Annotated in this window: 9 protein-coding genes; 5 read left to right on the forward strand and 4 right to left on the reverse strand. The window is 65.4% G+C overall.

Going from position 1 to position 12,219, the window contains the following annotated elements:
* Positions 1–459 precede the first annotated feature (459 nt).
* Positions 460–1,107: a DsbA family oxidoreductase gene (locus IB243_RS04570; RefSeq protein WP_192425414.1), complete on the forward strand. Its 648-nt coding sequence runs from the start codon at positions 460–462 to the stop codon at positions 1,105–1,107.
* 209 nt (positions 1,108–1,316) lie between these two features.
* Here the strand turns inward: IB243_RS04570 and IB243_RS04575 are convergent, their stop codons facing one another.
* Positions 1,317–1,847: a PadR family transcriptional regulator gene (locus tag IB243_RS04575; RefSeq protein WP_010466513.1), complete on the reverse strand. Its 531-nt coding sequence runs from the start codon at positions 1,845–1,847 to the stop codon at positions 1,317–1,319.
* Between the two features lie 137 nt (positions 1,848–1,984).
* Between IB243_RS04575 and IB243_RS04580 the strand changes: the two genes are divergently transcribed.
* Entirely contained in the window at positions 1,985–2,956 is a 972-nt protein-coding gene (locus IB243_RS04580) for a nitronate monooxygenase family protein (protein ID WP_192425416.1), read from the forward strand.
* A gap of 40 nt (positions 2,957–2,996) precedes the next feature.
* Here the strand turns inward: IB243_RS04580 and IB243_RS04585 are convergent, their stop codons facing one another.
* The 3 genes from IB243_RS04585 to cphA (IB243_RS04595) form a co-directional block, all read right to left on the reverse strand.
* Positions 2,997–3,446 (reverse strand): CreA family protein, encoded by a 450-nt coding sequence (locus IB243_RS04585; RefSeq protein ID WP_085940322.1) that lies wholly within the window; start codon positions 3,444–3,446, stop codon positions 2,997–2,999.
* A gap of 68 nt (positions 3,447–3,514) precedes the next feature.
* Positions 3,515–6,094: a cyanophycin synthetase gene (cphA, locus tag IB243_RS04590; protein ID WP_010466507.1), complete on the reverse strand. Its 2,580-nt coding sequence runs from the start codon at positions 6,092–6,094 to the stop codon at positions 3,515–3,517.
* A 77-nt stretch (positions 6,095–6,171) separates the two neighbouring features.
* Entirely contained in the window at positions 6,172–8,376 is a 2,205-nt protein-coding gene (gene cphA, locus IB243_RS04595; RefSeq protein WP_192425417.1) for a cyanophycin synthetase, read from the reverse strand.
* Positions 8,377–8,622: 246 nt separating this feature from the next.
* Here cphA (IB243_RS04595) and IB243_RS04600 point away from each other — a divergent pair, with 246 nt between their 5' ends.
* From IB243_RS04600 to IB243_RS04610, 3 genes are all read left to right on the forward strand, one after another.
* A complete protein-coding gene (locus IB243_RS04600) occupies positions 8,623–10,929 on the forward strand; it encodes an ABC transporter ATP-binding protein (RefSeq protein WP_029414344.1) in 2,307 nt (768 codons plus the stop codon).
* Positions 10,930–10,952: 23 nt separating this feature from the next.
* On the forward strand, positions 10,953–11,450 hold the full coding sequence (locus IB243_RS04605) for a DUF1854 domain-containing protein (RefSeq protein ID WP_192425419.1): 498 nt from the start codon (positions 10,953–10,955) through the stop codon (positions 11,448–11,450).
* Between the two features lie 317 nt (positions 11,451–11,767).
* The gene (locus IB243_RS04610) at positions 11,768–12,199 is read left to right on the forward strand and encodes a hypothetical protein (RefSeq protein ID WP_192425422.1); all 432 of its coding nucleotides are present in this window, start codon (positions 11,768–11,770) and stop codon (positions 12,197–12,199) included.
* Positions 12,200–12,219: the final 20 nt, after the last annotated feature.

Below are 12,219 nucleotides of genomic sequence, written 5' to 3' on the forward strand. Positions count from 1 at the left end.
AGCTTTGAGCGCTGCCCGCATAGTGACCGTGCTGGGTGCGTTGCGGCCCATGTGCTCAGCCCAGGCCAGGGCCAACTCGGGCAGTGTGGCCTGTGGGTTAGCGCGCACCACTTCGCGCAAGGCCGCGTACTCACCGGGAGATATCACCGGAGGTCGGCCGGTCTTTGCCATCGTATTGCTCCTGCGGGATCAGCACCCCAGGAGCATAGTTTATTTCTTCGACACCCTCTTGGCGATGGTGAATCAAAGGGCCTGGCTCAGTGCATACCGCCATGCACTATATCCCCCGCCTGTACACGGAGCACAGGGAGGAAGATCGACGTACGGCCCGCCGATTTGGGCATGAGGTGGACCGTCGCGTCGGGCTGGCAACCACTCTGTGGCACCCTAGTAAACCCGGCGACTGCACGGGTATGGCTCCACGCCTACGATGCCGCATCTTTCCTCACTGGAACCCGCATGACCACGACCCTCAAGATCGATTTCGTCTCCGATGTCTCCTGCCCCTGGTGCATCATCGGCCTCAAGGCGTTGGAGCAGGCGGCCGACCGGCTGAAGGGCGACGTTGCACTGGATCTGCACTTTCAGCCCTTCGAGCTGAACCCGCAGATGGCGCCAGAAGGCCAGGACATTGGTGAGCATCTGCATGAAAAATACGGCGCGACGCCCGAGCAGAGCCAGAAGAACCGCGAGGCCATCGCTGCACGCGGCGCGGAACTGGGCTTTACCTTCAGCATGGACAAGCGCAGCCGCATCTACAACACCTTTGATGCGCACCGGCTGCTGCACTGGGCTGAAGAAAAGGGCGTGCAGCCCGCGCTGAAGAAGGCGCTGTTCAAGGCCTATTTCACCGACGGCCAGAACCCCAGCGACCACGAGGTGCTGGTGCGCGTGGCCGCTGAGGTGGGGCTGGACGCTGGTGAGACGCGTGCGCTGCTGACGTCCGACCGCTACGCCGACGAGGTGCGTGAACGCGAGCAGCTGTATCTGCAAAACGGCATTCACTCGGTGCCCGCCATCATCATCAACGAGCGCCACCTGATCCAGGGCGGCCAGCCTGTGGAGGTGTTCGAGCAGGCCCTGCGGCAGATTGCAGCGCAGGGCTGACCCGCCTTGGGGATGGAGTTTGCTATTAATTGGATAGCTGTAAACGCTCTACATAAAAGCGCTAATGGCCGATTTGACTAGGAAATTGCAGCTGAGGCGCTAGTTTTTTACAGGTCTTGCGGGTGCCGTGTGGCGGAATGCCAGCCGCTTCCCTCAGCTTCGCGGTGCAATGGCCCTGGCTGACTCTGCGGGCCACGAAGCTGAAGGCCTCATTCCAGCGCCTGCAGCAGCGTCTGCGCCCACTCGATCTCGCAAACTTCAAAGCGGATGCCGCGTTGGAGGATGGCTCGCTGGATGCGGTCCCGGCGGCTCAGGCCCTCCAGTTCGGGGAAGTCACGCTGCTCAATGGCCTGGTATTCGGCCAGGCGGGCCTGGTGCAGCGCCATATAGGCCTGGGCCTCGGGCCGCAGGTCCAGTTCTTCCATCACGGCGGCTGCGCGGACCTTGAGCGTGAAGGCATCGCGTGGCAACAGGTGTTCAGCGGGCTCGGCCGTCCAGCGGGCGAGTTCGCCCCGACCCGCGGGCAAGACCTGGTAAACCCGTTTGCGCGTGCGGCCCGCGTCGTCCGCTGCCTGGCCTTCGATCCAGCCTGCGGCTTCCATCCGGCCCAGCTCGCGGTAGATCTGCTGGTGGGTGGCGTGCCAGAAGTAACCGATGGAGCGCTCAAAGCGCCGTGCCAGCTCGAACCCGGAGGAGGGTTTTTCCAGCAACGAAATCAACAGGGCGTGGCTCATCGACATGGCCGGCAGTCTAGCTTGTGAAAAATCAATTCAACCAGTTGCATTGATGGGTTGGGTGGCATATATTTATGCAACTGGTTGCATTGTTTGGGCAGCCATCTGTCACCGTTGTCCTGCCATCCCCCACTGGAGCCACCATGTCATTGCCCGCCTCGCGCCTGCCAGCCCCGCTCAACCGCCTGCCGTTTCCGGTGATCGCCTCGCCGCTGTTCATCATCAGCACGCCCCAGCTGGTGATCGCCCAGTGCAAGGCGGGTGTGGTGGGCTCCATGCCGGGGCTCAATGCCCGGCCTGCCTCGCTGCTCGATGAGTGGCTGGCCGAAATCACCGAAGCGCTGGAGGCCCACAATCGGGCGCACCCCGACAAGCCCGCCGCGCCTTTTGCCATCAACCAGATCGTGCACAAAAGCAATGAGCGGCTGGAGCACGACATGGCACTGTGCGTGAAGTACAAGGTGCCCATCATCATCACGTCGCTCGGGGCCCGCGAAGACATCAATGCTGCCGCGCACAGCTATGGTGGCGTGGTGCTGCACGACGTGATCAACAACAGTTTTGCGCGCAAGGCGGTGGACAAGGGGGCCGACGGGCTGATTGCCGTGGCGACTGGCGCAGGTGGGCATGCGGGGGTCAAGAGTCCGTTTGCGCTCATCCAAGAAATCCGCCAGTGGTTTGACGGCCCTCTCGCGCTTTCGGGTGCGATTGCAACCGGTGGCGGCATCCTGGCTGCCCAGTCCATGGGGGCAGACTTTGCCTACATCGGCTCGGCTTTCATCGCCACCGAAGAGGCTCGTGCCGTGGAGGGCTACAAGCAGGCCATCGTGAACTCGAGCTCAGACGATATCGTCTACAGCAACCTGTTCACCGGGGTGCACGGCAACTACCTGCGGCCGTCCATCGTGGCCGCGGGGCTGGATCCTGAAAACCTGCCCACCAGCGACCCCAGCAAAATGAACTTTGGCGGGGGCGCCGCCAAGGCCTGGAAGGACATCTGGGGTTGCGGCCAGGGCATTGGCGCCATCAACGCCATTCGGTCCACCAGTGACTATGTCGACCAATTGAAGCGGGAATACAACCAGGCCCGCAGGTCGCTGCTCGAGGTGGCCTGAACCGGCCAGCACACAGGCCAGGGCGGTTCGGCCCCGGCGGTTACTTGCGCAGCGGTATCACCGTGGCCCGGTCCACTGGCACGGCGGTCACACTGTTCTGGGGTGATCCGTCGATGAGCTTTTCGGAGTAGGTGAGGTAGACCAGCGTGTTGCGGGCCGGGTCCACCATGCGCACGATGCGCAGGCGCTTGAACAGGATGGACATGCGTTCGCTGAACACTTCCTCCTGCTTCTTGAGTGGCTCGGGGAAGCTGATGGGCCCCACCTGGCGGCAGGCGATGGAGGCTTCGGCGCGGTCTTCGGCCAGGCCCAAGGTGCCTTTGATACCGCCGGTGCGCGCGCGGGAGACGTAGCAGGTCACGCCCAGCACAGCCGGGTCGTCATAGGCCTCCACGATGATGTCGTGGTCGCGACCTAGCCACTGGAAGGCCGTGTCCACCGTGCCGACCTTTTCGCCCGATGCCGCCTGGGCCAGTCCGGCACCGCCCATCACCCCAGCGATGGCGATCAGCACGGCCGTTGCAAAGCGCGCGCCCTTGCCGGGCACTGCAGGCTTTGTCATGCGGCGGCTCCGGCTTCGCTGCAGCGCTGGGCCAGGTGGGCCAGCGCTTCTTCCACCTGGTCCACCAGCACCAGGCACAGGTCACCTGGTTGCAGGCGGGCCAGGGCCGCGTCAATGGCAATGAACTCGCCCCGGATTTCTTCGACGTGCGTGGTGCGCGATGCGCCCGCCAGGCCCTCGCGCAGCAGGGCCATCACTTCGCCATCCGCGCGGCCGCGCTGGGCGGCATCCTGGTACAGGATCACGTCGTCGAACGCGGCACCCAGGATCACAGTCTGGTCGCGGATGTCCTCGTCACGCCGGTCGCCGGCGCCGCTGATCACCACGCTGCGGCGGTTGGCTGGCAGCGCTTCGACAGCGCCGACCAGCGCGCGCATGGCGTCGGGGTTGTGGCCGTAGTCGGCGATAACGGTGGCGCCCCGGTAGTCCATGATGTTGAAGCGGCCCGGTGCGTTGTCGCTGTCGTTCACGAAGCCCGACAGGCCGCGGCGGATGGTCTGCCAGGGCATGCCCACGCCCCAGGCGGCGGCCACGGAGGCCATGACGTTCTCGACCTGGAAGCCGATCTTGCCGTTGCGCGTGATGGGCACGTCGCGCAGGTGGATGGTCTCGCGCCACGATCCTTCCGAGGCCACGATGGAGTCGCCGTCCACGTACACGGTGCGGTGGCCTTGTGCGCGGTGCGTGGCCATCACGGGGTGGTGGCGGTCGCTGGCAAAGAAGATGATCTTGCCGGGGCAGGCAGGCGCCATCGCGGCGACGATGGGGTCGGCCGCGTTGAGCACGCCGTAGCCTGTGGTGGCCACGTTCTGCACGATCACGCGTTTCAGGACGGCCAGGTCTTCCACCGTGGTGATGTAGTTCAGGCCCAGGTGGTCGCCCGCGCCGATGTTGGTGACCACGGCTACCTGGCAGCGATCAAAACCCAGGCCTTCGCGCAGGATGCCGCCGCGGGCGGTCTCGAACACGGCTGCGTCCACCTCGGGGTGCAGCAGCACGTTGCGGGCGCTCTTGGGGCCACTGCAGTCGCCGCTGTCGATCTGGCGGCCGTTCACGTACACGCCGTCGGTGTTGGTCATGCCCACGCGCAGGCCCTGGGCCGTGAACAAATGGGCGATGAGGCGGGCCGTGGTGGTCTTGCCGTTCGTGCCGGTGACGGCCACGGTGGGGATGCGGCCGTCGTCGCCATGTGCATACAGCTTGTCGACCATGGCCTGGCCCACGTTGCGGGGCTTGCCGTAGCTGGGCGCCAGGTGCATGCGCAAGCCGGGGGCGGCGTTCACTTCGACAAAGCCGCCGCCTTGCTCTTCCAGCGGGCGCAGCACGGTCTCGGCGACCATGTCCACGCCGCAGATGTGCAGGCCCACCATCTGGGCGGCGGCCACGGCGCGTGCAGCCACTTCAGGGTGCACGTCGTCGGTCACGTCGGTGGCGGTGCCGCCGGTGGAGAGGTTGGCGTTGTTGCGCAGGATGACGCGCTGGCCCTTGGCGGGGACGGAGTCGGGTTTCAGATCTTGCATGGCAAGACGGGCCACAGCGATGTCATCGAGGCGGATCTTGGTGAGCGATGTAGCGTGGCCTTCGCCCCGGCGTGGGTCCAGATTGACCTGGTCCACGAGTTCGCGCACCGTGTGTTGGCCGTCGCCCAGCACCTGGGGCGGTTCGCGGCGTGCGGCGGCCACGAGCTGGTCGCCGACTACCAGCAGACGGAAATCATGGCCGGGCAAAAAGCGCTCGACCATCACGGTACCGTGTTCAGCGGCGGTGCGGAAGGCTTCTTCCAGCTGTGCGCGGTCGGTGATGTTGACCGTCACGCCCTTGCCCTGGTTGCCGTCCTGGGGCTTCACGACCACCGGCAAGCCGACTTTGAGCGCCACTTCCCAGGCTTCGTCCACGGTCTCGACGGGTTTGCCCAGCGGCACCGGCACGCCGGCAGCGTGCAGCAGGCGTTTGGTCAGGTCCTTGTCCTGGCCGATGGATTCGGCCACGGCGCTGGTCGAGTCGACCTCGGCGGCCTGGATGCGGCGCTGCTTGGAGCCCCAGCCGAACTGCACCAGGCTGCCGCGCGTGAGGCGGCGGTACGGAATGCCGCGTGCCACCGCCGCGTCCACGATGGAGCCGGTGCTCGGGCCCAGGCGCTCGTCTTCGTCGAGTTCGCGCAACTCTGCAATGACCGCATCGGCGTCAAAAGTCCCGGTGCCCTGTGCAGCTTCGACGAGCTGCTGTGCGTATTCAAAGGCCTTGCGGCCCACGGCTTCCTCGCTGTATTCGACGACCACCTGGTACACGCCTGCGTCGGTGGTGGCGGTGGTGCGCGCAAATGTCACCGGGCAGCCGGCCTGCGCCTGCAGAGCCAGCGCAGCAGCCTGGAGCACATGGGCCAGCGAAATTTCGCCGCCGCCGCTTTCAGGGTGCAGGGCACCGATGGCGGGGAACAGCGCCCGCAGCCGGGTTTCGAATCCGGGCATCTGGCCCACGGCGCGCTCGGCTTCCGAGCAGGCCACCACGGCTTCAATGGCCATGTGGCGGCTCCAGAGATTGGGGCCACGCAGGGCCCGGGTGCGGGATACATCCATGGGGGTCTCTTTCAGTAATCGATCGGGGCTCGCGGGCCGCGTTCCAGTCGAAGTCTTGCGTTGCTTGGCGGGATGGATCAGGAGGGCAATCCGGCCGGGGCGGGCAGGTCGGGTTCGAAGGTCTTGATGCCCGCGCCGATGAGGTCGGGGGCAATGTCCAATGCCCAGGCGGCGCCGATGGCAGCCAGCAGCGCGTCGGTGTCGGGCGCCACGGCATTGCGGCCAAAGGTCAGGTCCGCCAGCGAGCCCAGCACATGTTCGGCACTGCCGGTGGCCAGCACTACGCGCCCGTTCTTCACGACCACGGCGCGGCCGTTGTCCTTGGCGCGGTGTTCCACGATCACGGGCAGGGTTGCGTCCTGGGCATACAGCACGACGGCGCCATCCGACAGCGGGGCCAGATCGGCCACCTGCGGGATTGCGGCATTCAGCACGGCCGCGCCTTCGGCCAGCACCACGTCCACCTGGGTGCGCATCACCTTGGTCATCTGGTCCTGCTCATGCACATCGAACTCGGCCAGCGTTTCCACGCCGTCCATGTCCGTGACCACACCCACCTGGCAGCGGTCGTAGGCCAGGCCGTCGCGCAGGATGGTGCGCGCATTGCTTTCGATCACGGCGGCCTGCACCATCTTGTTCATGAGCAAGCGGTGTGCGGCTTCCCAGTGGGCGCAATCGGTCGATTCGACGCAGCGGCGGTCCAGGAAAAGCCCTTCCCGGCAGGCCAGGCCCGTGTGGTGTCCGCTCAGGTGCAGCAGCCAGGCCACTACGCGGGCGATGGTGGAGGTGCCGCGCGTGCCGGCCACGCCCACCAGGGGGATGCGGCCTGCCTGGCCTGCGTCGTCTTCCGATGGGAACAGGTGCTCTGCAATGGCCTGGCCCACCGGGCGCGGCGCGCCCACGGCGGGCTTGAGGTGCATCAGCAGGCCTGGGCCTGCATTGACTTCGACAATCGCACCGCCCTGGGCCAGCAGCGGCTTGGAGATATCGAGTGCCACCATGTCGATGCCTGCAATATCGAGGCCCACCACCTTGGCGGCCAAGGCCGCGATATAGGCGACCTCGGGGTGCACGTCGTCCGTGCAATCCACCGCCACGTTCCCGTTGCGCTGCACCACGATGTTCCGGCCCGCTGCTGGCACGGAATCGGCATCAAGCTCCTGGCGCTTGAGTTCCAGCTGCACGGTCACATTGGTCTTGATGTCGATGATTTCGAGCGGGTACTCTTCTTCGTAGCCGCGGCGCGGGTCAGAGTTGAGCTGGGTGTCGATCAGTTCCTTGACGGTGGACCGCCCATTGCCGGTGATGCTCACCACCTCGCCCCGCGCGGCTGCCACCACCTTGCCGCCCACCACCAGCAGGCGGTGCTCGTCGCCGGGGATGAAGCGCTCGACCATCACGTCGCTGCCCTCGGGGTAAGCCACGTGGTAGGCGGCTTCGATGTCTTCCTTCTTGCGCAGGTCCAGGGTCACGCCCCGGCCGTGGTTGCCGTCCGAGGGCTTGACCACCACGGGCAGACCGACGTCCTGTGCGGCCTCCCAGGCTTCCTCGGGGCTGTTGACCACCTGGCCTTCGGGGATCGGGACGCCACACGACTTGAGCAGGCCCTTGGTCAGGTCCTTGTCGCTGGCAATGCCTTCGGCGATGGCGCTGGTGAATTCGGTCTCGGCGGTCCAGATGCGGCGCTGGCTGGCGCCGTAGCCCAGCTGCACCAGGTTGCCATCATTCAGGCGGATGTGGGGGATGCCCCGGTCGGTGGCGGCGGTGACGATGCAGGCGGTGCTGGGGCCAAGGTACTGGTCATCCACCTCGGTGCGCACGCGGGCCACGGCGGCCTGCACGTCGAAGGGCTCGTCGTTGATGGCCGCCATGATGAGCGCATGGCCCTGGGCGAGCGCCACACGCGCCACACTCTCGTCGCGGGCACGGAACACCATGCGGTAGACGCCGCGCTGGCTGGTGCTGCGCGTCTGCCCGAAACCGGTGGGCATGCCCGCCAGGTTGAGCAGCTCGATCACGATGTGCTCCAGCACATGGCCACACCAGGTGCCTTCCTGCAGCCGCTGCAGGAAACCGCCGCGCTCGCCCACGCCGCAGTGGTGTTCGATCAGCGCGGGCAGCCAAGTGGTGAGCCGGTCGTTGAAACCCGGAAGGGTGTTGGAGGGGTGGTCCTCCAGCTCTCCCAGGTCCAGCCAGACTTCCAGTACAGGCCGATAGGTCCAGATATTGGGACCGCGCAGGTAGTTGATGCGAAGCAGTTGGATGTCGTTGAGTTTCGCCATGGATTGCAGCGGGTGTGGTTGTCCGGCCGGGTAAGGGCTATGCGGGAGAGGAAGAAACTGTGAAAGGAAACTTTTGTGGACGAGGATTGTGCTCCAGTCCGGGGGCTGCGCGCAGTGTCAGCCAAATGAGCGCCAGAGGCGTTAAATGAGGATGCCGTCGCACAGTGGCATGCAGTATCGGGGAGAATTCGCGCTTTCGCGAGATCGGTCACCGCAGGCAGCCGGGGGCGAAAATACCAACCAAAAATGCAACATCACCATTCTGTGGACGCCTCGGGTGTCTTTTCTGGCCCTCTGGGGGGCGATTTGCGGGCCATGCTCGCCTCCAAAGAGAACGTACTGGCAGCGCTTCAGGTTGACCTGAGCACCGCACTGCGTTTTGCGACAGGCTGGGTGGTGGTGACATCTGAGCGCCTGCTGGCCTGCGATCCGGGCACCACGGTCTGGCACAGCTGGCCTCTGGGCGACGGCCTGGCGCTCAAGCTCCAGGACCATGGCGGTGTGGGCTCACTGGAGTTGCACGGCCCGCAGGCCCGGTTGGCCCTGTGGCGCTTTACCCTGGCGCACCATGCCCAGGCACTGCGCCTGCTGCAGCGCTTCGAGCAGCAAAGCGCCCGGGGTGACAACGGCGCCGAGGACGAGGCTGACGAACCCGCCTGCCCCACCTGCCATACCCCCCTGCCGCCTGATACCGATGAATGCCCGGCTTGTGCCCGTGCCCAGCCGCCACAGACCTCTACCTGGGTGCTGCTGCGCCTGTGGCGCTTTGCCCGGCCCTACCGCAAGCAACTGGCGGCCGGTTTTGCACTGACCCTGGCCTCCACGGCGGCCACGCTGGTGCCACCCTACCTCACCATCCCGCTGATGGACGACATCCTGATCCCGTTCCAGAACGGCAAGCAGATCGAGCCTGGCCTGGTGCTGCTGTACCTCAGCGGCCTGCTGGCGTCGGCCCTGGCGGCCTGGGGCCTCTCCTGGGCGCGCACCTACATCCTGGCGTTGGTGTCCGAGCGCATCGGCGCCGACCTGCGCACCACCACCTACGAGCACCTGCTGCGCCTGTCGCTCGACTACTTCGGCGGCAAGCGCACCGGCGACCTCATGGCGCGCATCGGCTCGGAGACGGACCGCATCAACGTCTTCCTGTCCCTGCACGCCCTGGACTTCGTGACCGACGTACTCATGATCATGATGACGGCGGCCATCCTGTTCTCCATCAATCCCTGGCTGGCCCTGGTCACCCTGGTGCCGCTGCCCTTCATCGCCTGGATGATCCACACCGTGCGCGACCGCCTGCGCACCGGCTTCGAGAAGATCGACCGCGTCTGGTCCGAGGTCACCAACGTGCTGGCCGACACCATCCCCGGCATCCGCGTGGTCAAGGCCTTCGCCCAGGAAAAGCGCGAGGCCCAGCGCTTTCGCGATGCCAACCAGCACAACCTGGAAGTGAACGACAAGCTCAACAAGACCTGGTCGCTGTTCACCCCCACGGTGTCGCTGCTCACCGAAATCGGCCTGCTCGTGGTCTGGGGCTTCGGCATCTGGCTGGTGTCGCGCAACCAGATCACGGTGGGTGTGCTCACCGCCTTCATCGCCTACATCGGGCGTTTCTACAGCCGGCTCGACTCCATGAGCCGCATCGTCTCGGTCACGCAGAAGGCGGCCGCAGGTGCCAAGCGCATCTTCGACATCCTGGACCACGTGAGCAACGTGCCGGATCCGGCCCAGCCGGTGAAGGTGGACAAGGTGCAGGGCGCGATCACCATGCAGGGCGTGGGTTTCCGCTATGGCAGCCGTGCGGTCATCAAGGGTCTGGACCTGGATATCCGCCCCGGCGAGATGATTGGCCTGGTGGGCCACAGTGGCTCGGGCAAGAGCACGCTGGTCAACCTGATCAGCCGCTTTTACGACGTGAGCGATGGCTCGATCCAGGTGGATGGCATCGACATCCGCCGCTTTGCGGTGGCCGACTACCGCCGCCACATCGGCCTGGTGCTGCAAGAGCCCTTCCTGTTCTTCGGCACCATTGCCGAGAACATCGCCTACGGCAAGCCCGAAGCCACGCGCGAAGAGATCGTGGCGGCAGCCCGCGCCGCCCACGCGCACGAATTCATCCTGCGCCTGCCGCACGGCTACGACTCGCTGGTGGGCGAACGTGGCCAGGGCCTGTCGGGCGGCGAACGCCAGCGCATCAGCATCGCCCGGGCGCTGCTGATCGACCCGCGCATCCTGATCCTGGACGAAGCCACCTCCGCCGTGGATACCGAAACAGAAAAGGAAATCCAGAAGGCCCTGGACAACCTGGTGCAGGGCCGCACCACCATTGCCATTGCCCACCGCCTGTCCACCCTGCGCAAGGCCGACCGGCTGGTAGTGATGGACCGGGGCGAGGTGGTGGAAGTGGGTCCCCACGACGAACTCATGGAAAAGCAGGGTGCCTACTGGCGGCTGTACGAAGCCCAGGCCCGCCGCGCCGAAGAAGATGCGCAGGCCGCGGGGGTCATCATCGACAGCGGCTTGCTGCACCCCGCTCACCCGGCTGGCAATCCGTGACAACCGCATTGCTGGAAACTGCCATGAACTCCACTTCCTCGCTTTTGCAATCGCTGCCCGCGTTCACGCTGGCGCGCAATCCCCACGGCCGGCTGGTCCTGACGCTGCCCGACGGCACGGCCCACGAAGGGGTCACACCCGTGCGGGCTTTTCCTATCGCCGCGCCCGCCAATGGGCTCTCGCTGATCGGCTCCGATGGCCATGAACTGCTGTGGATCGACCGGCTGGACCAGCTGGAAACCACTGCACGCCAGCTGATCGAGGAAGAGCTGGAAGTGCGAGAGTTTGTGCCCACTATCGAAAAAATCGTTGCAGTGTCGAGTTTTTCGACCCCCAGCACCTGGCAGGTGGAGACTGACCGTGGGCCCGCCAGCCTCGTCCTCAAGGCCGAAGAGGACATCCGCCGCCTGGGCGGGCGCACCCGGTTGCTGATCGCCGGGGGCGACGGCGTGCAGTTCCGTGTCAAGGACACCACGGCCCTGGACCGGCATTCGCGCCGGCTGCTGGAACGCTTCCTCTGATTCGCTGGCCTGGCACGGGCTGTCCCCTGGGATTTCATCAACAAGGCGCTACCGTGGTGCCAGGCCACGCCGCGCCCGCTCCACGGGCAATCCAGCTATTTCAAGCCAAGTGTCGGTGATAGGCAGGGAGCGGGGTGGGTAGTCATCAATCGCACCGGGGCTCTCCAAAGCGTGACAAGAACTAGGGAAAACCCTAAATTTGGGCCAATCGGTGAAAAAGACCTAAATTTCCCCTTCTTTTTGCCGTAATGAATTACGAAGACGGCGAAAAAGCCTCTGAATTCCGAGCACATCTATCAACCATTGGGGCCACTGCCATGCAAATGCCACCTGTCGACCGATCGCCGAGTTGGCGTCCTCAGGGCGCTGATTTGTATTCCACTGGCGCCTCTGGCGCGCCGCCGGTGCGGCCCATCAATGCGTCCAACCCCGTCGAATCCATGGACCGGCTGGGGGAGGGCGCCATCGTGCGCGAGCCCGACAAGCCCTCTGCGTCCGATGTAGCCAACCGGGACTGGACCGAGGTCAAGAAAAAGGACACCGTTGAGGAGCCGCCAGAGCCGCCCAAGGAGCCCATCTACAAACAACTGCTGGAGCTGATCCAGTCGATGTGGCGGGCCAGCGGCAGTGCGGTGGAGGTGGCGCAGGACATCAACAAGATGACCCTGCAGGAGCGCATGGCTCAGCAGGTCAAGAATGAGCCGCTGACCTACTCGGACCCCAAGATCAAGCGCACAGGCGGCTTATGAAGGATGTGCTCCTGAAATAA

Origin of the sequence: Acidovorax sp. ACV01 (genome assembly GCF_014851495.1) — a bacterium.
GTDB classification, from domain to species: domain Bacteria; phylum Pseudomonadota; class Gammaproteobacteria; order Burkholderiales; family Burkholderiaceae_C; genus Acidovorax; species Acidovorax radicis.